We start from the raw sequence: 19469 nt of genomic DNA on the forward strand, positions 1-19469 counted from the left end.
GCGTCGACGACCGGTATCGTCACAGCGCGCCGACCGGTGAGCTCACGTCCGCCGCGAGCCCGAACTGTTCCTCAACACCCGTACGGACATGCACGTCGCCGGTTCGGGCTTCCCCGAGGAGCGGTTCGTCCTGGTCCTCGATCCTGCTGATGCCCGTGCGCCGGCCTGGGCCGAATTGCTCTTCGTGCCCGTCCTGTTAGAGCTCGGCGAGCTGCGCAAACTCGCCAACGCCGCTCTGCCGGGCCTCCCCGCCATGGCGGTTCCGGGCGCCCCTTCGCTGAGCGGGCTTCGCGCGCTGGAGACATGCGGCGCCTCGACCGGGAGACGTTCCCCAACCCGCCTACGGACTGACGGGCCGCGTGCCGAGCCGCCGGAGCGGGGAGCCTGCGCATCCCTCAACAGCGGCGTGGGCCACGAGGACATGGACAGGCCGCCGACCCGCACGTCTCCCGCCGACCCCCCGGCGGCTGAGGCCACGGGCCGGACCGTTCAACGCCCGTGACCGGGCTGCTGACTTCCCTTCTTTCAGGAGATCATCGTGAACGGCACCCCCCTCCACGAACAGCACGACTCCCATCCCGGCATCGGGAGCGAGGACTCCACTTCCCTCGCCTGCGCACCCTGGCGGCGATTCATCGTTCTCGGCGACAGCGGCGCCAAGGGCCTGGGATCCCCCCGCGGTTCCGGCTGCGGGCCCTGGGCGGACCATGTGGCCGAGGCGCTGAGGTCGATCCGGCCGGACCTGGCATACCTCAACCTGGGTCGGCGTGATCACTCGGCGGCGCAGGTCCGAGCCAAGCAGCTGGCCAAGGCGCTGGCCTTCCGCGGCGACCTGGCCGCGGTCGTCGCCGGAGGCCACGAGGCCGCGCACGAACCCTTCGACGTCGACGCCACCGAGGCGGAGCTGGGCAGAATCGTGGGCCCGCTCCGGGACTCCGGCGCCGACGTGATCACCCTGGGGCCCTACGGCCCAGGCCTGTTGGCGCCGGTGGCCGAGGAGCACAGGAGCGGGCTGCAGCAGCGGCTGAGGCTTCTCTCCGAGCGCACCCGTGAACTCGCGTTGCGGCACGGCGCGTTGCACGTCGACGTGACGGCACGGACCCTCGCTGCGGAGCCGGGGACGCGTGACCGGGACAGCCGGCGTGTGGACACCGGCGGTCGGACCGTCGCCGCCGCGGTCATCCACCGCCTGGTGACACACCTCGACGCGACGGAAACCGCCGCGTAGCCGCGATGGTTCCGGCCCGGGTGAGGCCGGGGCCGGAATCTCCGGCGCCCTTTCTCCGATCCCGATCCGGCCGAATGGTGAGCGCTCATGTCCGAGTCAGTCATTGTCGCGGGAGCGTGCACGCCCAGTGCAGACCTCTTCGGAGGGTTGGGGGCTCTTTCCTCGGTCTCCCTCGGGGCGCTCATCATCGAGGGCGCGCTCGATCGCGCAGGCATCTCGGCCATCGACGTGGACTACGTGATCACGGGTCAGGAGCAGGCGCGGCAGGTGGCGCAACGGTCCTGCATCCCCGACCGGGTCCCGGCGATCTCCGTGAGCAGGACCCGCCTGTGCAGTCTGAACGCCGTCGCGCTGGCAGACCAGCTCATCCGCAGGGGAGAGCAGGACGTGGTCGTGGTGGGCGGAGTGGACCCGATGGGTGCTCGTTCCGTCCGGGGGACGCACAGAAGACGGAGGACGGAAGGTGCCGTGCTGGACGCGATGATGGGCGGCATCCTCCAGCGACGTGACAGCGCCGCGGAGCTGGACCCGGTCGAGGGACCGGGACTTTCACGGCGTGCCGACTGCGCGGTGGCCATCGTCCTCATGCGCCGCACCAAGGCCGAACGCCTCGGTTTGCCCTGGCTTGTCGGGGTGGGCGCCCACAGCATGGTCGTGAGCTCCACCGGATCGCCGTACGCGCAGGCCGTCCGCGCCGTTCGGCAGGCGCTCCGCGAGGTGCCCGCGACACCGCAGGACCTCAGCCTCGTCGAAGCGAGGAAGACGCTCCCCGCACTGGACCCGGACGGCGCCACGGGCCCCCTGTCTGCCTCGCGCCCTGTCTTCGACACCACGGGGATACGCATGCTGCTGCGCCTGGCACAGACCCTCAAACGGCGGGGGCGGGGGATGGGCGCCGCGGTGATGTGGGGAGACCATCGGGCCGAGGCGGTCATCATCTGTTCCGATGCGCCCTAGAGGCGGTGCCCGCCGCCCCCCCGGCCCGGAGCCATATGTCTCATGTCCCCGTGTCTGCCCGCTGAAGCGTGCGTTTCAGCGGGCTACCAGTGTGCCGTGGAAGATTGCGAGTATTACTGCCGACGGTCGGACGGATTCATATGGGAATTCCTATCGGGGAAGCCGTGGACGGCAACGATATCAGCGGGAAAGTATCCGAACTCCGGGAAATCCGGGAACGACTGGAGTTGGGTCCCGGCGAGCGGGCGACTCGGGCACAGCGAGCCAAGGGAAAACTCACAGTACGCGAGCGCATCGAGGTGTTCCTCGACTCGGGGACCTTCACCGAGATCGAGGCGTTCCGCAGACACCGAGCGACGGGCTTCGGAATGGAGGACAAACGGCCGCATACGGACGGGGTAATCACCGGATGGGGAACGGTCCACGGCCGGAAGGTCTTCGTGTACGCCCATGACTTCCGCATCTTCGGCGGGGCCCTAGGCGAGGCGCATGCGGAGAAGATCCACAAACTGATGGACCTGGCCGCGGCCACCGGAGCCCCACTGGTGAGCCTCAATGACGGTGCCGGAGCACGGATTCAGGAAGGCGTCTCGGCATTGGCCGGATACGGCGGTATCTTCCGGCGGAATACTCAGAACTCCGGTGTGATCCCACAGATCAGTGTGATGCTCGGCCCGTGCGCCGGCGGCGCCGCATACTCCCCGGCACTGACCGATTTCGTCTTCATGGTGCGCGGCACGTCGCAGATGTTCATCACAGGACCGGATGTCGTCCAGGCCGTCACCGGGGCCAAGGTGACGCACGACGAGCTCGGGGGCGCCGATGTGCACGCGGCGACCTCAGGAGTCGCGTCTCTCTCCTATGACGACGAGGAGACCTGCCTGGAGGACCTCCGTTTCCTGCTGACGCTGCTGCCCTCGAACAACCAGGAGCCGTCCCCCTGGGAGCCGTCGGCCGATCCTTCCGATCGCGGAACGGACCGGCTCCAGGAGCTTGTTCCCGCCGACCCGGGCCGCTCCTACGACATGCGCGCGGTGATCGCCGAAATCGTCGACGACGGCGAGTACTTCGAGGTGCAGCCGGCGTGGGCCACCAATGTCATTTGTGCGCTCACCCGTCTCGACGGTCATGTTGTCGGCGTGGTCGGCAATCAGCCCGCGGTCATGGCAGGGGCGCTCGACATTCACGCGAGCGAGAAGGCCGGCCGGTTCGTGCAGTTCTGCGACGCCTTCAGCATTCCCTTGGTCACCCTGGTCGATGTGCCGGGCTTTCTGCCGGGGGTGGACCAGGAACACCAGGGCATCATCCGGCACGGTGCCAAGCTCCTGTACGCCTACTGCAACGCCACTGTTCCCCGGGTCCAGTTGATCCTGCGCAAGGCCTACGGCGGTGCGTACATCGTGATGGACTCCCGGTCCATCGGGGCTGACGTCTCGCTGGCCTGGCCGACCAACGAGATCGCGGTCATGGGTGCCGAGGGCGCCGCGAATGTGATCTACCGGCGCGAGATCGCCGCGGCCGCGGACCCCGAGGCCCTGCGGGCCCAGAAAATCAAGGAGTACCAGGGAGAACTGATGCACCCCTATTACGCCGCGGAACGAGGGCTGGTCGATGATGTCATCGATCCTGCGGAGACGCGGTCGATGCTGATCCGCTCCCTGGAGATGCTCCGCACCAAGCATGCTCCGCTGCCTTCACGCAAGCACGGGAACCCGCCGGCGTGATCGTATGAGCGACTGATCGTCGCGTTCGTTGTCCTCTGCGCTGTCACGTCCGACAACAACTGCCATGTCGCTCCTGGCATCGCACGCATCGAGACATCTGAATATTGGCCATCGAGGTTGCGCGAGTCGCTTGCGGCGCGGCGCCTCGCGCCTCCCGCAGGGAGGTGACCTGGGCCCGTACTGCCACCCCGGAGATCGATGGGAGAGGTCACCCAATTTGGTTGATGTGTTTCCCGCCATGGTCCATTGGATTCCGGACGAAATCATCGTTGGAGTGCGGTTGAATCGCGAAGAGTGAACACCTATGCTCCCTGGAGGCGAATGAGTGTCTCTGTCTGTCGTTTTATGCGTTTGGTGGAGAGCGCGCAACCCCTTCTTCACCCACCATTTGCCTTCATCTACCAGTAGGCCGGGAGGAGCGCCAGCCCCGCGGCCCGTTCGATGGTCTTGGGCATATCGCCCGGCATCGGGGTCCGCACTTATCACTACGTCGGCTGCCGACACGTCGGAGAGACGGGGGATTCGCATGCAGATCAGGCTTCTTGGACCGCTTCAGGTGATCGAGGAGCACGTTCCGATCGATATACCGGGAGAGAAGCTCAGAACGATCACGGCGGCCCTGGCTCTCACGCCCGGCACCCCGGTGCTGGCCGTCGACCTGTTGGACGAGCTCTGGGGTGATCATCTCCCGAAAACCGCAGAGAACTCTCTTCAGTCGCACATCGCACGGCTGCGCCGCATTCTCGCCAAACAGACCGGTAAGCCAAGTACCCGGGATCTCATACGCACTTCGCACTCCGGGTACTTACTTGACGTCGATCCCGCCGATGTCGACGCGCTGTGGTTCACACATGCCGTAGACGTGGCGAGCCAGTATATGAACCAGGATTTTGAGCGGGTCGTCAAGTTGCTCACCGAGGCATTCGCCGTATGGCGGGGCCCCGCTCTGCTGGACGCGGGGAACGGCATGATCTGCCGCATCGCCTATGCCCGACTGGAGGAAACCAAGCTCATCGGCCGGGAGTTGTTCGTCGAGGCGCACCTGAAACTCGGCAGGCACCAGCAGGTGATTCCCGAACTTGAACAGCTCCTCACGCAGCACCCTTTGCGCGAGCGCTTCTGTGAGCAGTTGATGACCGCCCTGTATCGCTCCGGCCGGCAGGCGGACGCCATCAGCGCCTACCGAAGGGTTCAGCACAATCTCGCCGCGGAACTGGGGATCGACCCGGGTCCGGGCATGCAGCGGAAGTTCAAGGAGGTACTTCAGCAGGAGGAGAATCTGCTGCGAGGTACTTCAGGAGGGGAATCTGCCACCGCAAAACTGACATTGCCCGGCCGGGGCCAGCTCAAATGGACTTAGTCACCCGCAGAATGTGCCACACGGCGCGTAAACTGGCTCCGCCCTCGAAGGCGAGATACTCGGGCAGTACCAGCTGCGGGCCCCATTTCTCCTTGTACGCCAATTGGCTGGCGGCCGGGTAGACGGATTCCCCTTTTTCCGCGAGAAATCGCAGGAACTTCCCTGTCAGGGCGCTGCTCGACGCCAGCTCATGAGACGCGTCCAGGCCGGTGAAGGGCGTGAAGCCGAAGTGCAGCCACTCGGCCTTTTCCCGCGAAAAGGTCTCCAGCGCGGTGGCGTTGATGGCCTCCATCACCCCGGGCCCGGCGTCCGGCAGGCGCCGACTGAGGTCGTGCAGCCAGCCGGAGCGGGATCCGTGGGCGGGAGAGTAGGAGATGTAGGCCACCGGGCAGCCGTCGATCCTCCCCAGGAACAGCCGTCGGTGCCGCTGCACCGGGCCGCCGATCTCCCCGACCAGGAACTCGATCTCCTTGACGTGCCTGCCTTTTCCGCGCAGCCAGGCCGAGTCGATCCTCTCGATGCTGTCCCGGTACTCCGCGAACGAGACCTCCTGGACGTCTAGGCCGCCGCGCCTGGCCCGGGAGATCTTGTTGCGCAGCTTCATGAAGCGTGAGCCGCGCAACGTGAACTCGGGGAGATGGACCGAGTAGGAGGAGCCCACCTGGTTGAGGACGAATCCCTCTGCCGCGTACAACTCGGCATCGGCTCGCTGCAATTGGATGCCGGCGATCGTGCGCTTTCGGTCGCGTGCGTACTTCCTGAATTCTCGAAGAACCGCCGTCTGGCGGTCCTGAGGTCCGAAGACCCCACCGAACTGTATGAAGAATCGGCCTGCCTCCCGGTATGCGACGAGTTCACCGCCGTCGCCGATGAACACCTCGTTGTCGGCGTTCAGCGCCAAAAAAGCGCTAGGGTTCTCCGCGTACTTCTGAATGGCCGTCAGTGCGGCCTGAGCGGCCTCTGCGCTCGCCCGCGGTATGTCTGACACTTGGCTCATACGTCGCACACTCCCCATCGACCGACCAAAGCTTCGGGCAATGTACTCCAGGCCCACTGAATTCGGCTGAAGCTACGGTGTCAGTGGATTTTCAGCAGACTCTCAGACGGCCCTGTAATGATCGCCGACGTGGCCTGCAGCGGCCGTCTGGTCCGGTTGCACACTGAAGGAGTGAGCGTGGGCAGTACGCAGTTGTCCCGTACGATTTCACAGCGCCAGCTTCAGCACGGCATGCGTCAGGTTCCCGCGCGCCTGCGTACCTATCAGTCCTATGTCAACGCCCAACAGGTTCCCGGCGAGGATTGGGTCTACGTACTCAACGCGGATTCCTTACTGGACGACGTATTCGCCAGTCTTACTCTCAAACGGAAACTGGAGCAGGGCCGGGTAGCGCCGGACGACCTGCCGGCGACCGTCGTCGGACGTGTCGCCAAGGCCGACCGCGCCACAGTGGAGCGGGCCGTCGAGGCCGCGGCCGAGGCGGCCCCCGCCTGGAGTGCCGTGCACCCGGGCACCCGCATCGACACCGTGGGGAGGCTCCTGCACGCGCGCCTCGCCGAACACGCCGAGGACATCGCCGCCATCCTGGTCGAGGAGGGGCACCCCTTGGCCCTGGCCCGGTGGCAGGTGTCCGGAATGCTGGAGTGCTTCGGCCCGGAGTCGATCAGCTTCTACCGTTCCCAGATGCTCCAGGAGTTCCACCGCGGCGAGCGCCGTCTCCAGGTGCGTCGGCAGCCCGACGGGGTGGTCTGCCTGAACCCTCCGCAGAACGCGCCCCTGTCCAGCGCCCTTCTCGGCGTGACGGCCCTCATGGGCGGCAACGCGCTGGTGGTGCGGGCCCCGCGCAGCGCGCCGCTCGGAGTCATGTACGTCATGCAGGAGATCGTGGCACCCGTGCTGGACGAGGTCGGCGCCCCGCCGGGCACGCTGAACGTCGTTTGCGGCGACCCGGCGCCGATGCTGAGCTGCTGGCTGCAGCATCACGCGGTGGACGACATCATCTACTTCGGCAGCAGCAGCAACGGCCTGAAGTTCGAGGAGCGTTGCATCGCCGCGGGCAAGAAGCCGATCCTGGAGCTGGCCGGCAACGACGTCGTCACCGTGTGGAAGGACGCCGACGTCGAACTCGCCGCCGAGGCCCTCACCGAGAGCTTCTACGGTTCGGGGCAGCTGTGCATGATCCCCAATCAGGTGCTCGTGCACCCCGACGTGGCGGACGCGCTCGTGGAGTCCCTGGTCCGGCAGATCGGCCACATCCGTCCGGGCCACCCGTGGGAACCCGACGTGCTGCTGACGCCCGTGCTGCGCAACGAGAAGTTCTTCAACTGCCTCCAGGACGCCCGTGACAAGGGTGCCGAGGTGGTCTGCGGGGGACACGCCATGCAGCTCGACGAGACCCGCGACCCCAATGGCATCTTCCTCGAGCCGACCGTGATCGTCGTGCGCGGCGTCGAGGGAGCGCGCGAGTTCGAGGCCGTTCGGCACGAGACGTTCTTCCCGCTGCTGCCCCTGGTCGTCGCCGAACCCGCCCCCGACACCGAATTGCTGGCGGAGTTCATCGGATTCGTGAACTCCAACCACTACGGGCTGCGCAACTCGCTGTGGGCCAAGGACCCCGAGGTCATCGACGAGTTCGTCACCCGCGTCCGCACCGGCGGCCTGTTCAAGGTGAACGACTCGCACATCGGCTTCCTGCCCTATCTGCCCACGCACGGCGGGACCGGGCTGACCGGAGGCGTCTTCGGCGAGGCCAACTACCCCATCCTGCGGACCTCGCACCTCCAGGGCGTGAGCATCAGCTCGGGATCCCAGCCCCGGGACGCGGTCTTCGGCGCCTGGCAGAACCTGATCAACGAGCGCCCCTGAACCAGTCGTTCGCACAAAGACGTTCACAAGGAGACGACGTCATGCGCTCAATGAACACGGCTCGACGCACCTGTGAGGAGTTCCTTCCCGGCCTGCTGGGCGAGCTCGAGAAGATTCCGCTGGCCGACCTGGAGAAGCCGGGCAGCCCGGCCATCGAGCTCTTCCGCGCGCACGGAGGTCCGGGGCTCGTCATCCCCAAGACCTACTCGGGAAGCGGGGCCACACCCTTGCAGGCGGTCGCTGTCACCCGTGCGTTGGGCGCCGTCGCGCCCTCCCTCGCGGTGGCCACCACCATGCATCACTTCTCCGTGGCCACACTGTTCTCGCTCGCCGACAGCCTGCAGAGCGGCGGGGTGGAGTGGGCGCTGCTCGAAGGGATCGTCGAGCAGGGGCTGCTGGTCGCCTCCGGATTCGCCGAGGGCCGCCCGGGCCGCGGCATCCTGAGCCCCACGGTCGAGGCGACGCCCACGGAGAACGGCTACCGCGTCAGCGGGTCGAAAAAGCCCTGCAGTCTTTCCCGTTCCATGGACCTGCTCACCGCGAGCACCGCCCTGCCGAACACGGACGGCACGAGTGACATGGCGGTGCTCCTGGTGCCCCGGCAGGTGGAGGGCCTGACCGTGGAGCCGTTCTGGTCGAGCTGGGCCCTGGCCGGGGCCGAGAGCGATGAGGTGCGGCTCAAGGACGTCTTCGTCAACGAGCAGCAGGTGATGCGCACGGAACTCGGCGAGGCGGGCGAGCTGGACGAGCTCCAGACGGTCGGTCTGATCTGGTTCGAACTGCTCATCACCGCCTCGTACGTCGGGATGGCGGGCGCACTGGTCGAGCGCGTCCTGGAGAGCGGCCGCGGCACGCACACCGAACGGGCCGAGCTGCTGGCCCAGTACGAGACGGCCACCCTCCTCACCGAGGGCACGGCTCGCATGATCATGGACGGGGCGGCGGGCAACGAGGGTCTCGGACGGGCCCTGGTCGCGCGGTACGGGGCGCAGGACGCGCTGCGTGGCGCCGTGGGCCGCGCGGTGGAACTGCTCGGCGGGATGGCCTTCATCGGCTCGGGCGACATCGCCTATCTGGCCGCCGCCTCGCACGGTTTGTCCTTCCACCCCCCGTCCCGCTCCAGCTTCATCGAGCCCTTCCTCGAGCACGCCGACGGCCGGCCGTTGCGTCTGGCATGAGGAGCGTCATGACCACTGTCCCGTCCGCGCAGACACCAGGCCGCGAAGAGATCGGCCGCTTGTACCGGACGCGCCTGAGCAAGGGGCGCGCCACCCTCGGCGAGCTGCTGGGAGGCGAACTGGAGACGGAGTCCCAGGGCGCCTGGGTGACCACCGCGACCGGCCGACGGCTGCTCAACTGCGCCGGCTACGGCGTCCTTCTGATGGGCGCGCGGCACCCCACCGTCGTACGCCGTGTCGCCGAGCAGCTGCACCGGAACCCGGTGGCCACTCGCGTCCTCCTCGAACCGCAGACAGCACTGGCCGCCGACTCGCTGGTGGCGAAGGCCCCGGCGGGACTCGACCGGGTGCACTTCGCCTGCTCGGGCGCCGAGGCCGTGGAGACGGCCATCAAGATCGCCCGCAGCTGCGGCAAGGACCGGCTGATCGCCACTCACGGCGGCTACCACGGCAAGACCATGGGCGCCCTCAGCCTCACCGGCAAGGAGCTGTTCCAGGAGCCGTTCCGCCCGCTGCTTCCGGGCACCCGCCATGTGCCGTACGGCGATGCCGAGGCGTTGGCGGAGCAGCTGAAGGAGGCGTCCGGCCGGGCCTGTGTGGTGATCGAGCCGGTCCAGGGCGAGGCGGGCGTGGTCCTCCCGCCGCCCGGCTATCTGCGGACGGTCCAGGAGCTGTGCCGCGCCCATGGCGCGCTCTTCGTGCTGGACGAGATCCAGACCGGACTCGGCCGCCTCGGCACCTGGTGGGGCGCGGACGAGGAGGGGCTGACCCCGGATCTGCTGCTCTCCGGCAAGGGCCTGGGCGGGGGCATCATGCCCGTCTCCGCGGTCATCGCGACCGCGGAGGCGTTCCGCGCCCTCGACCGGGACCCGTATCTGCACACGTCCACCTTCTCCGGCATGCCGCTGGCGATGGCCGCCGTGCGGGGCGCGCTGGAGGCCATCGAGGAAGAGGGTCTGGTGGCCCGGGCCCGCGATCTGGGCGTCGAACTGCTCGAAGGGATCGGCCGGATCGCGAAGGAGCACTTCGGCGATGTCGTACGGGAGGTACGGGGCCGTGGGCTGCTCCTCGGCGTCGAGTTTGCCGAGCCGGGACCGGCCGGCGACCTGCTGGTCGAACTGATTCAGCAGGGCGTGGTGGCGAACCACTCGCTCAACTCCCACCTGGTGCTGCGATTCACCCCGCCCGCTGTCCTCAGCCCCTCGGACGTGCAGTTCCTCCTTGCGGCCGTCGACCGTGCCTGCCGCGCGCAGGCAGCCCGCTATGTCCCGACTCTCGAAGGTGGCGCCGCCCATGCGCATCGTTGACGTAACCATCGGTGTCCCCGATATCGCCGCGGACGCGGTGTACGACCGGGTGAAGGAATTCGCTCGTTACCCCGAACTCGCGCCGGTGGTCCGCTCGGTCACCGTCCATGACCTCAGCGAGGTGGAGGAGACCAGCGACTGGGAGGTGTACTTCCGCAACGGCATCCTGCGCTGGACCGAGTCCGACCACTTCGACCGCCAGGCGCTCACCATCACCTTCACCCAGCTCGACGGCGACTTCGAGTCGTTCGAAGGCACTTGGCGGATCCTCACCGCGGGGAACGAGGTACGCGTCGGCTTCCGTGCGGAGTTCGACTTCGGCATCCCCAGCCTCGCGGGAATCCTGGAACCGGTCGCCGAGCGGGTCATCAAGGAGACCATCGCCCGGGTGGTGCTCGGCCTGTTCGCCTCGGGCACGGTGGTGGGTGACGAGGCGCTGGCCCGAGCCGTCGCCACCGCACCGGCCGAGCCGATGGCTCCCGTGTCCGCGGCCCAGGTCGGCTGATGGACACCAAGAACCTGTTCATGACACCGGTGACCGCGCGGCTCGTCCGGGCGGAGTACGGGCTCGGCCTCGTCGTCGCCACAGCCCTCTTCTTCGCGCACCTCGACGAGGTGCGGTGGCTGCCCGCCCTGGCGCTGTTCGTCTACATCGACCTGATCGGCTACATCCCCGGGGCCATTCAGTACCGGCGCCACAAAGGGCAGCTCCACAAGGCCTATTACGTCGGCTACAACGTCATGCACTCCTTGGTCACTCAGGGCCTCGTGACGCTGGGGTGGATCTGGCTGTGGGGCTTCGAGTGGGCGCTGCTCGCGCTGCCCATCCACCTCTTCGGCGACCGGGCGCTGTTCGGCAACTATCTCAAGCCCTTCGGCCTCCACTTCGAGCCGGAGACGCACCAGGCGTACCGCCGCTTCCGCAGCGAGTTCGAGGCCGAGCACACCGCCGCCGACCGGGACCCCAAGAGCACCGGCGCGCTGTCATGGCCCTAGCCACCCGACAGTCACCCTCAACAGCCCGGACGGCCGACGACACCGCTGTCGTCACCGCGATGCGCCACTTCGTCACCGGGGTGACGGTACTCACCTGTGGGGTGGGAGACGAGGCCGAGGGCGTGACGGTCAGCACGTTCAGCACCGTCCCGGGAGAGCCCCCGATGGCCTGCGTGGCGCTGCGCAGCGGCAGCCGTGGACTGCGCGCCATGGCGAACAGCCGAGTCTTCGTCGCCAACGGCCTCGCGGCCGCACAGGAGCCGCTGGCCCGGCACTTCGCCCGCCGCGGGCGGCCCCGCGGCCTGGGACAGCTACCGCCGGAGGCCTGGCTCGGCGGCTTGGCCGACAACGTACCGCGGCTCAGCGGAGCGGTGGCGTGGCTGGAGTGCCGGCCGGAGCTCACCGTTCCACTCAGTGATCACGAACTGGTGGTCGCGCGGGTCGTCTCAGCGGTCCACAGCGGCGGCACCCCGCTGGTCAATTTCGCCTACGACCTGCACTCCGGCCCCTCCACCTCCGCTCCGCGGAAAGGGATTGAAAGGGATTCCTCATGACGACATCGACGACCGAGACCGCAGACATTCCCGCCGAAGCCGACTGGGACACGGCTCCCTCGCTCCTGGACGGTGCGGAGAGCCTCGAACTCGCCCCGGCCGTCTGCAATCTGCGGTACTGGCTCAACGCCGTTCCGCACGGCACACTGCGCGGCAACGTCCTCGGCCACGCGGCGAACGTACGACCGTTGGAAGTGGTCAGGGAGCCCGGCCCGCTCAACAGCGCGCTCACCCAGGAGCTTGCCTACCGTTCCATCGCCGAGGAGAAGGCCACCCGGGCCATCGGTTACATGACGGCGCTGGCGCCGGACAACGACACCATGGAGTTCTACGCCACCCAGCTGATCGACGAGGCCCGTCACGCCATGGTGTTCCGCAGCCACCTGCTCGAACTCGGCGTCCCGCAGGCGGAGTTGTTCGCCACGGTGGCCCGCCTCGCGGCCACCGACCAGGAGCGGATCCTCGTCCCCCTGGAGAACCTCGGGCTGCGGGTGTTGCGCGACGAGCGCGACTTCATCGGCGGAGTGCTGGTCCTGACGGTGCTGGTCGAGGGCGTACTGGCACCGGCAGCCGAGCTGAGCGAGCGCAAATGGCGGGTCTTCGACCCGGCGGCCGCCGACATCGAACGGGGCGCCGGAATCGACGAGATCCGGCATCTGACGGTCGGCAGCGCCATCGTCCGCGACCACCTGCGCGAGAACCCACACGACAAGGAGCGTCTCCTGGAGCTGATCCAGGAGGGCTACGCGTTGTGGGACAAGCTACCGACCACGGAGCAGCTGATGCGCCGCGAAGAGCTCTTCCAGCAGGGCGTCGAGCAGCACAGGGACCTGCTGGGCGACTACGAGATCTGGCCCGGCCGCCGCCTGGCGGACACCACCGCGCAGGAGCGGCTGGAAACCGGACACGAGTGGGCCTCGCGCATGCAGCGGACCCGGCTCGCCTACATGGGCCTCGAGGAGGCGGTATGAGCGCCCTGGACAGGAATCCCGTCTCCTCGGCCGAGGAGACGGCGGACACGGCCAGCCTGCAGGAGATCACCCAACTGGTGCGGCAGGCCGGTCTCATGGACTCCCAGCCCGTCTACTACACGTTCAAGATCATCACGAATCTGCTGCTCCTCGCGGCCGGCTGGACCCTGTTCGCGCTGCTCGGCGACAGCTGGTGGCAGCTGGCGGTGGCAGCCTTCCTCGCCGTCTGCTTCGGCCAGACCGACCTCGTCGGCCACGACTCCGGTCATCGCCAGATCTTCCGCACCCGACGGGCCGGCGACGTGATCGGCTACACCCACGGGAATCTGCTCACGGGCGTGAGCTTCGGCTGGTGGGTCGGCCACCACACCAAGCACCACAACTATCCCAACCACCTCTCGCTGGACCCCGACATCCTCCGCCGACAGGTGATCTTCGATGCCAAGGACCGGACGAAGCGCACCGGATCCGTCGGCCGGTTCATCGTGCGGCACCAGGCGTGGATGTTCTACGTGGTGATCCTGATGGAAGGGCTGCGACTGCACGCGTCCGGCTACGTGGCGGCGCGCAAGGGAGCACTGAAGCGCTACGTGGCCCTCGACCTGGGTCTGCTGACACTGCATCTGGCGGCCTATCTGACCGCGGTCTTCATGGTCCTCTCGCCAGGCATCGCCGTCGCCTTCATCGTCGTTCACCAGGCCGTCTTCGGCTTCTACATGGGACTGATGTTCGCGCCCAACCACAAGGGGCTGCCCGTGCGCGACGGAGAGCAGGAACAGCTGGACTGGCTCACGCGGCAGGTGATCACCTCGCGCAATCTGGTGCCCAACCGGATCACGGACTTCTTCTACGGCGGGCTCAACTACCAGATCGAGCATCACCTGTTCCCGTCCATGCCGCGCAGGAACCTGCGCCGCGCCCAGCCGCTGGTGAAGGAGTACCTGGTGCGCAACGGCCTGCCGTACGCCGAGCAGCGGCTGCTGCGGTCCTATCTGAACGTGGCCGACTATCTCGGTGAGGTCAGCCAGGAGGTGGCCACGCTGGAGCACAGCGCGTCGGTCCAGGGAACACGGTGAACGCCGACACCGCGGTGCTGTGCGGCCTCGGCACCTGGCTTCCGCCGCACGCGGTCACCAATGACGACCTGGCGCGGGAACTGGACACGTCCGACGACTGGATACGCAGCCGTACGGGGATCGGGACGCGCTATGTCGCCGCGCCGTCCACGGCCACTTCGGACCTCGCGGTGGAGGCCGGCCGGCGCGCGCTGAAGTCCGCGGGATTCGAGTCCGTGGACGCCGTCGTGCTGGCCACCACCACGCCGGACCACCCCTGCCCGGCCACCGCTCCGCTGGTGGCGACCCAGCTCGGCCTCGGAACCGTGGCCGCCTTCGACGTGGGTGCGGTCTGTACCGGCTTCCTGTACGCCCTGGCCGTTGGCGCAGGGCTGATCGCCGCGGGCACGGCGGGCAGCGTGCTGGTCATCGGCGCGGACATGTACTCGAGCATCCTCGACCCGGCCGACCGCTCGACCCGCGCCATCTTCGGCGACGGCGCCGGCGCGGTGGTGCTGCGGTCTGGTGGCGCCGACGAGCCCGGCGCACTCGGCACGCCGGTGCTCGGCAGTGACGGCACCGGCAGCGATCTCATCACCATCCGCTCGGGCGGCTCACGCGAACCACTGGGCACGATCGGTGCGGGCCACCCGGATCCGTACTTCCGGATGGCGGGCAAGGCCGTCTTCCGTAACGCCGTGGAGCGCATGGCCGATGCCTCACTGACCGCGGCGCGGCGCGTCGGCTGGGCGGCGGACGACATCGACCGGCTCGTCGCGCACCAGGCCAACCTGCGGATCCTGCACGCAGTCGCGGACCGTATGCGACTGCCGCGCCACCGGTGCCCGGTCCATCTGGACCAGGTCGGCAACACGGCGGCCGCCTCCATCCCGCTGGCCCTCTCGCACGCCGTGACCACGGGCCGGTTGGCACCGGGGCACCGCACCCTGCTCACGGCGTTCGGCGGCGGGCTCACCTGGGGAGCCTGCGCCGTCCGCTGGCCCACGATCACCCCCGTGTGAACACACCCGCCCTCCCTCTCATCCACCCGCACTCACCCGTTGAGGAGCACGACATGACCAGCACGTACGACCGTCTCGTGGGCCTGCTGGCCAAGAGCTTCGGCATCGAGGCCGACGAGGTCGCACCGGCGAACACCTTCGAGGACCTGGAACTGGACTCGCTGGCGCTCGTGGAGCTGACCCTGGCCGCGCAAGAGGAGTTCGGCATCACCCTCACCGACGACGACCTTCACGCGAAGAGCTCCCTCACCGAGGCGGCCGAAGTACTCGACGCCAAGCAGGTGACGGTCTGATGACCGCGGCCGATGGCCGGTTCGACGCGGCGGTCACGGGCATCGGCATGGTCACCCCGGCCGGCCTCGGCACCGCCGCGTCCTGGGACCGCATCAAGTCCGCGGACGGCACCGCCGCGCAGCGGGTGCCCGCGCTCGCCGGAATCCCGGCCGACATCGGCTGCTGGATATCCGACTTCGACCCGGCTGCCGCGGTGGGCAAACGCAAGGCCTGGCGCCTGGACCGCAGCAGCCAGTTGGCGGTCGCGGCGGCGGCCGAGGCCCTTGCCGACGCGGGCCTCGACCCGGCGAGCTGGGACGGCGCCAGGGTGGGCGTGGTGCTCGGCAGCGGCATCGGCGGGGCATCGGCCTGGGAGAAGCAGCACCACGTCCTGCTGGAACAGGGCTCGGAGAAGGTGTCCGCCATGCTGATCCCCATGCTTGCGGTCAACATGTCGGCCGGCTACATCGCCATGGAGTTCGGGGCCCGCGGGCCCAACTTCGTGACGGCCACGGCCTGCGCGTCCGGCACCACCGCCGTGGGCGCGGCGCGCGAACTGCTCCGTGGCGGGCGCTGCGACGTGGTGATCACGGGCGGCACCGAGGCGTGCCTCATCCCCTCGATCATCTCCGGCTTCCAGCAGATGGGGGCGCTCTCCGGGCGCCGCGACGACCCCACCGTGGCCTCACGGCCGTTCGATGTGGACCGGGATGGCTTCGTGCCTGCTGAGGGCGCCGCCGTCCTGGTCCTGGAGCGCCCGGAGAGCGCGCGGGCCCGCGGGGCGCGCATCCGCGCCAACATCAGCGGATACGGGGCCTCGGCCGACGCCTACAACGCCACCGCCCCCGAACCTCAGGGCACCGGCGCGGAGTTGGCGCTTCGGGCGGCCCTCGACGACGCGAGGGCCGAGCCCAGTGCGGTGGACCATGTCAACGCGCACGGCACCTCCACCCCGCTCAACGACCTGATGGAGGCTCGGCTGATCCGCCGGGTGCTCGGTGACCGGCCGACGGTGACCTCGGTCAAAGGGGTGACGGGGCACTCGCTGGGCGCCTCGGGGGCGATCGAAGTGGCCGTCGCGGCCCTCACGGTGGAGCACCGTCTCATACCGCCGACCGCGAACCTGGACAGCCAGGACCCGGAGATCGACCTGGACGTCGTCGCCAAGGCGGCACGGCCTGCCGATGTGGAGGTCGCTGTCAGCAACTCCTTCGGATTCGGCGGCCAGAACGCCGTGGTGCTGCTGACCCGCCCCTGAGGCCGTACCTCGTCGAGCCGCTGCACGGTCCTTCCGTGCGGCGGCTCTTCGCAGCGCGTACCGTCGCGACGCAACCGACTCCGCCGGACCCATGGCGTGGATCCGGCGGAGTCGTTGCTGCCTGTGCGCCGATCGGCTCAGCCGTCCTCGACGACGGTGAGCCGCCCCTCGGCGATCGCGTGGTGGACCTCGTTCTGCCGCTCCTCGAGCTCGCGGCGCTCGGCGTCCAGCGCCTCGGCCTGCGCCTCGTCCGCTTCCATGAGCTTGAGCAGGTCACGGTCCGCCATCTCGAGCACGCCCATGTCGGCGTAGGCCTGCTGGACCTTGGGCCCCCACAGCCCGATGTCCTTGACGCAGGGCACGATCCGGGTGAAGAGCCGTGAACGGAAGGCCTGCATGCGGGGGCCCCGGTTCATGTACTCCATGCATTCCTTCATGTCGAAGCCGAGCGTCTCCCACACTTCCTGCATGCGCAGGCGGTCACGCATCAGATAGCAGCCCTCGACGATGAAGTCCTCGCGTTCCGCGATCTCCTGGCGGGTCAGCTCCTTGTAGTAGTCCCGCAGCGCGAGGCGCCCGAAGGCCACGTGCCGTGCCTCGTCCTGCATGATGTAGGAGAGGATCTGCTTGGGCAGCGGCTTGTCCGTCTTGTCGCGCAGGATGCCGAAAGCCGCGAGGGCGAGGCCCTCGATTAGCACCTGCATTCCGAGATACGGCATGTCCCAGCGGGAGTCGTTCAGGGCCTCGCCCAGCAGGGACTTCAGATGCGGGCTGATCGGATAGCTCATACCGATCTTGTCGTGCACGAAGCGTGTGAACAGCTCCGCGTGCCGCGCCTCGTCCATGACCTGGGTCGCCGCGTAGAACTTGGAGTCGATGTCCGGCACCGACTCGACGATCCGGGCGGAGCAGATCATCGCGCCCTGCTCCCCGTGCAGGAACTGGCTGAACTCCCAGGCGGCCATGTGCCGTCGCAGCTCCTGCCTCTCCCGTTTGTTCAGCCGGGCGTACTGCCGGGATCCGTACAGCGCGAGGGTGTTCTCCGGCGTACCGAGGACGTCACAGGGATCCACGTCCAGGGACCAATCGATCCGCTTGGTGCTGTCCCACTGCTTGTCCTTGCCCTTTTGATAGAGGTTCAGCAAACGCTCTCGGTCCGTGTCGTACTCCCAGGTGAACGTGTTCCGCCCCTGCATCGGGAAGGACCAGGCGGCGCTGGTATCCGTCTGCGCGCCGTCGACCGTTCCGCTCATGAGCACTCCCCTTACGTGGTACGGATGGTGGTCCTGCGATCACGAAGGCTCGGGCGGGGACAGGACCGGCAGTACCGCCGGCAGGACGTCCAGCGCGTAGCGCGTGCGCCCACGCTGGACCTCGCCGTCCCACTCGAAGGTGAGGGGGGCGCCGTCGGTCCGTTCGATCTCGATGCGACGGCCACGCCGGTAGATCACCTCGGGCCGTTCGAGATGCCGCCCCTCACGGGTCAGCCCAGGCAGCTCCCGGGGATCGAGGCTGCCGGTCACCACGCAGACGTCGAGCAGGCCGTCGTCCAGAACGGAGCGGGGCAGCACGAGGAACCCGCCGCCCCGGTAGCGGCCCCCACCGACATTGGCGAGGATCACACTGCCGTCGTGGACCACCTCACCGTCCACGAGAACCCTCGCCGGATGAGGCGCGAAGTCGCGCAGCGTGGCGGCCACCGCCTCCTGGTAACGGACACGACCGGTGAGCCGGGTGAGCCCCGCGGCCGTCTCCAGCGCCTCGGCGACAAGACCGGAGCAGGCGCCCAGCAGAACGGTGTCCTGCGTCTCCTCGACGCGCGCCATGTCCAGCTGCCGGATCCGAGGCCGCTCCGTTCCGAAAGCGATGGCGAGCGACTCGCACCAGGGGCGGTCCTGCCAGATCTCCTTGTAGAAGGAGTTGCCCGTGCCGGCCGGAACGCAGAGCAGGGCCGGGCCGCTGAGTCCGGGCTCGGCTTCCACGGCCGCCACGAGGCCGTCCGCCACCTCGCTCGCGGTACCGTCACCGCCGACCGCGAGCACGGCGTCCGCGCCGTCCTGTGCGGCCTTCACCGCGAGCACCCGCGCGTGCCCCGGATACGCGGTCCGGACCACGCTCACCTCTCCGACGAGCCCCTCACAAGCCGCAGCGATGTCCGTGACCGGAATCGAAGCCGCGCTCCCTGCCCGTTCGTTTGCGACAATCACTGCGTTGTGTGCCCAGTGGCTCATACTTGGCTTCCTTGTCCGAATCAGGGCGGCCGAACGGGCGTGTCAGCGCTGGGAGTTGCTCCGATGGGCAGTGAGCGTTCGCTGTGGTGGGCGGAGAGAGCAGGATTCGAACCTGCGTGGGGCCTGAACCCCTGACCGGAGATGAACTCCAACCCCCATTGGGCCGCTATGGGTATCTCTCCTCGCCGACCTTCGCGGCCGACATGAAGACCATGACACCCCCGGCTTGCAGGCTGCTGAAACGGACGTCTCAGCCCCATGACGTGCGGACCCATCTGCCAACGGGATCACGGACGTTCGTCCCAACCCACGCGCCCCCCGGACGCCCGCGACCGTACCCCGTCGGCGGCACGACTACCTGATGCGCCGGTACGGAGGCTCCAGCGACGGGAACTGGGCCCCGGTCGGTGTGGGCAGCATTCCTATTACCGCGCGGCCGGGCACCTCGAACCTGCGGCCAAGCGCTTAGAAGGCGCTTGGGCTATCCGCGGA

At 68.3% G+C, this 19469-nt stretch carries 19 protein-coding genes; 16 read left to right on the forward strand and 3 right to left on the reverse strand.

Annotated features, from left to right (window positions below):
- Nucleotides 1–88 precede the first annotated feature (88 nt).
- The 5 genes from GAS53_RS44570 to GAS53_RS44590 all read left to right on the forward strand — a co-directional run bounded on the left by GAS53_RS44570 (nt 89) and on the right by GAS53_RS44590 (nt 5269).
- Nucleotides 89–502 (forward strand): hypothetical protein, encoded by a 414-nt coding sequence (locus GAS53_RS44570; protein WP_151483502.1) that lies wholly within the window; start codon nt 89–91, stop codon nt 500–502.
- A 36-nt stretch (nt 503–538) separates the two neighbouring features.
- Entirely contained in the window at nt 539–1228 is a 690-nt protein-coding gene (locus GAS53_RS44575) for an SGNH/GDSL hydrolase family protein (protein ID WP_192583561.1), read from the forward strand.
- An 87-nt stretch (nt 1229–1315) separates the two neighbouring features.
- Nucleotides 1316–2185 carry a thiolase family protein gene (locus GAS53_RS44580; RefSeq protein ID WP_151483504.1) on the forward strand — a complete coding sequence of 290 codons (870 nt, stop codon included), beginning with the start codon at nt 1316–1318 and terminating at the stop codon, nt 2183–2185.
- Nucleotides 2186–2325: 140 nt separating this feature from the next.
- A complete protein-coding gene (locus tag GAS53_RS44585; protein ID WP_151483520.1) occupies nt 2326–3909 on the forward strand; it encodes an acyl-CoA carboxylase subunit beta in 1584 nt (527 codons plus the stop codon).
- Nucleotides 3910–4435: 526 nt separating this feature from the next.
- Entirely contained in the window at nt 4436–5269 is an 834-nt protein-coding gene (locus GAS53_RS44590; RefSeq protein WP_151483505.1) for an AfsR/SARP family transcriptional regulator, read from the forward strand.
- Here GAS53_RS44590 and GAS53_RS44595 read toward each other — a convergent pair.
- Entirely contained in the window at nt 5256–6266 is a 1011-nt protein-coding gene (locus GAS53_RS44595; protein ID WP_151483521.1) for a bifunctional lysylphosphatidylglycerol flippase/synthetase MprF, read from the reverse strand. The two genes, GAS53_RS44590 and GAS53_RS44595, sit on opposite strands and share 14 nt — an antisense overlap.
- Before the next feature lie 231 nt (nt 6267–6497).
- Between GAS53_RS44595 and GAS53_RS44600 the strand changes: the two genes are divergently transcribed.
- The 11 genes from GAS53_RS44600 to GAS53_RS44650 are packed head-to-tail and all read left to right on the forward strand — an operon-like array spanning nt 6498 to nt 16746.
- Nucleotides 6498–8132 (forward strand): aldehyde dehydrogenase family protein, encoded by a 1635-nt coding sequence (locus GAS53_RS44600; protein ID WP_151483522.1) that lies wholly within the window; start codon nt 6498–6500, stop codon nt 8130–8132.
- Nucleotides 8133–8173: 41 nt separating this feature from the next.
- Nucleotides 8174–9310 carry an acyl-CoA dehydrogenase family protein gene (locus tag GAS53_RS44605; protein ID WP_151483506.1) on the forward strand — a complete coding sequence of 379 codons (1137 nt, stop codon included), beginning with the start codon at nt 8174–8176 and terminating at the stop codon, nt 9308–9310.
- An 8-nt stretch (nt 9311–9318) separates the two neighbouring features.
- A complete protein-coding gene (locus tag GAS53_RS44610) occupies nt 9319–10617 on the forward strand; it encodes an aspartate aminotransferase family protein (protein ID WP_151483507.1) in 1299 nt (432 codons plus the stop codon).
- Nucleotides 10604–11122 (forward strand): type II toxin-antitoxin system RatA family toxin, encoded by a 519-nt coding sequence (locus GAS53_RS44615; RefSeq protein WP_151483508.1) that lies wholly within the window; start codon nt 10604–10606, stop codon nt 11120–11122. The genes GAS53_RS44610 and GAS53_RS44615 overlap by 14 nt, the downstream gene beginning before the upstream one ends.
- On the forward strand, nt 11122–11613 hold the full coding sequence (locus GAS53_RS44620) for a hypothetical protein (RefSeq protein WP_151483509.1): 492 nt from the start codon (nt 11122–11124) through the stop codon (nt 11611–11613). Before GAS53_RS44615 ends, GAS53_RS44620 begins: the two co-directional genes overlap by 1 nt.
- Nucleotides 11604–12167, forward strand: a complete 564-nt coding sequence (locus tag GAS53_RS44625) for a flavin reductase family protein (RefSeq protein ID WP_151483510.1) — start codon at nt 11604–11606, stop codon at nt 12165–12167. Before GAS53_RS44620 ends, GAS53_RS44625 begins: the two co-directional genes overlap by 10 nt.
- Nucleotides 12164–13138 carry a VlmB-like protein gene (locus tag GAS53_RS44630; protein ID WP_151483511.1) on the forward strand — a complete coding sequence of 325 codons (975 nt, stop codon included), beginning with the start codon at nt 12164–12166 and terminating at the stop codon, nt 13136–13138. The genes GAS53_RS44625 and GAS53_RS44630 overlap by 4 nt, the downstream gene beginning before the upstream one ends.
- Nucleotides 13135–14214 (forward strand): fatty acid desaturase family protein, encoded by a 1080-nt coding sequence (locus GAS53_RS44635; RefSeq protein ID WP_151483512.1) that lies wholly within the window; start codon nt 13135–13137, stop codon nt 14212–14214. Before GAS53_RS44630 ends, GAS53_RS44635 begins: the two co-directional genes overlap by 4 nt.
- Nucleotides 14211–15215 (forward strand): beta-ketoacyl-ACP synthase III, encoded by a 1005-nt coding sequence (locus GAS53_RS44640; RefSeq protein WP_151483513.1) that lies wholly within the window; start codon nt 14211–14213, stop codon nt 15213–15215. Before GAS53_RS44635 ends, GAS53_RS44640 begins: the two co-directional genes overlap by 4 nt.
- A 53-nt stretch (nt 15216–15268) precedes the next feature.
- Nucleotides 15269–15508, forward strand: a complete 240-nt coding sequence (locus tag GAS53_RS44645) for an acyl carrier protein (RefSeq protein WP_151483514.1) — start codon at nt 15269–15271, stop codon at nt 15506–15508.
- Nucleotides 15508–16746 carry a beta-ketoacyl-[acyl-carrier-protein] synthase family protein gene (locus GAS53_RS44650; protein ID WP_151483515.1) on the forward strand — a complete coding sequence of 413 codons (1239 nt, stop codon included), beginning with the start codon at nt 15508–15510 and terminating at the stop codon, nt 16744–16746. The genes GAS53_RS44645 and GAS53_RS44650 overlap by 1 nt, the downstream gene beginning before the upstream one ends.
- A 137-nt stretch (nt 16747–16883) precedes the next feature.
- Here the strand turns inward: GAS53_RS44650 and GAS53_RS44655 are convergent, their stop codons facing one another.
- Nucleotides 16884–17999 carry a ferritin-like domain-containing protein gene (locus GAS53_RS44655; RefSeq protein WP_151483516.1) on the reverse strand — a complete coding sequence of 372 codons (1116 nt, stop codon included), beginning with the start codon at nt 17997–17999 and terminating at the stop codon, nt 16884–16886.
- Nucleotides 18000–18038: 39 nt separating this feature from the next.
- Entirely contained in the window at nt 18039–18977 is a 939-nt protein-coding gene (locus tag GAS53_RS44660) for a diacylglycerol/lipid kinase family protein (RefSeq protein WP_225859482.1), read from the reverse strand.
- Nucleotides 18978–19469: the final 492 nt, after the last annotated feature.

This window comes from Streptomyces albicerus (genome assembly GCF_008905045.1).
Taxonomy (GTDB): domain Bacteria; phylum Actinomycetota; class Actinomycetes; order Streptomycetales; family Streptomycetaceae; genus Streptomyces; species Streptomyces albicerus.

Coding starts and splice junctions, on each gene's coding strand:
- GAS53_RS44570 (WP_151483502.1), top strand. CDS start 89: ATGCACGTCGCCGGTTCGGGCTTCCCCGAGGAGCGGTTCGTCCTGGTC.
- GAS53_RS44580 (WP_151483504.1), top strand. CDS start 1,316: ATGTCCGAGTCAGTCATTGTCGCGGGAGCGTGCACGCCCAGTGCAGAC.
- GAS53_RS44585 (WP_151483520.1), top strand. CDS start 2,326: ATGGGAATTCCTATCGGGGAAGCCGTGGACGGCAACGATATCAGCGGG.
- GAS53_RS44590 (WP_151483505.1), top strand. CDS start 4,436: ATGCAGATCAGGCTTCTTGGACCGCTTCAGGTGATCGAGGAGCACGTT.
- GAS53_RS44595 (WP_151483521.1), bottom strand. CDS start 6,266: ATGAGCCAAGTGTCAGACATACCGCGGGCGAGCGCAGAGGCCGCTCAG.
- GAS53_RS44600 (WP_151483522.1), top strand. CDS start 6,498: ATGCGTCAGGTTCCCGCGCGCCTGCGTACCTATCAGTCCTATGTCAAC.
- GAS53_RS44605 (WP_151483506.1), top strand. CDS start 8,174: ATGCGCTCAATGAACACGGCTCGACGCACCTGTGAGGAGTTCCTTCCC.
- GAS53_RS44610 (WP_151483507.1), top strand. CDS start 9,319: ATGACCACTGTCCCGTCCGCGCAGACACCAGGCCGCGAAGAGATCGGC.
- GAS53_RS44615 (WP_151483508.1), top strand. CDS start 10,604: ATGCGCATCGTTGACGTAACCATCGGTGTCCCCGATATCGCCGCGGAC.
- GAS53_RS44620 (WP_151483509.1), top strand. CDS start 11,122: ATGGACACCAAGAACCTGTTCATGACACCGGTGACCGCGCGGCTCGTC.
- GAS53_RS44625 (WP_151483510.1), top strand. CDS start 11,604: ATGGCCCTAGCCACCCGACAGTCACCCTCAACAGCCCGGACGGCCGAC.
- GAS53_RS44630 (WP_151483511.1), top strand. CDS start 12,164: ATGACGACATCGACGACCGAGACCGCAGACATTCCCGCCGAAGCCGAC.
- GAS53_RS44635 (WP_151483512.1), top strand. CDS start 13,135: ATGAGCGCCCTGGACAGGAATCCCGTCTCCTCGGCCGAGGAGACGGCG.
- GAS53_RS44645 (WP_151483514.1), top strand. CDS start 15,269: ATGACCAGCACGTACGACCGTCTCGTGGGCCTGCTGGCCAAGAGCTTC.
- GAS53_RS44650 (WP_151483515.1), top strand. CDS start 15,508: ATGACCGCGGCCGATGGCCGGTTCGACGCGGCGGTCACGGGCATCGGC.
- GAS53_RS44655 (WP_151483516.1), bottom strand. CDS start 17,999: ATGAGCGGAACGGTCGACGGCGCGCAGACGGATACCAGCGCCGCCTGG.
- GAS53_RS44660 (WP_225859482.1), bottom strand. CDS start 18,977: ATGAGCCACTGGGCACACAACGCAGTGATTGTCGCAAACGAACGGGCA.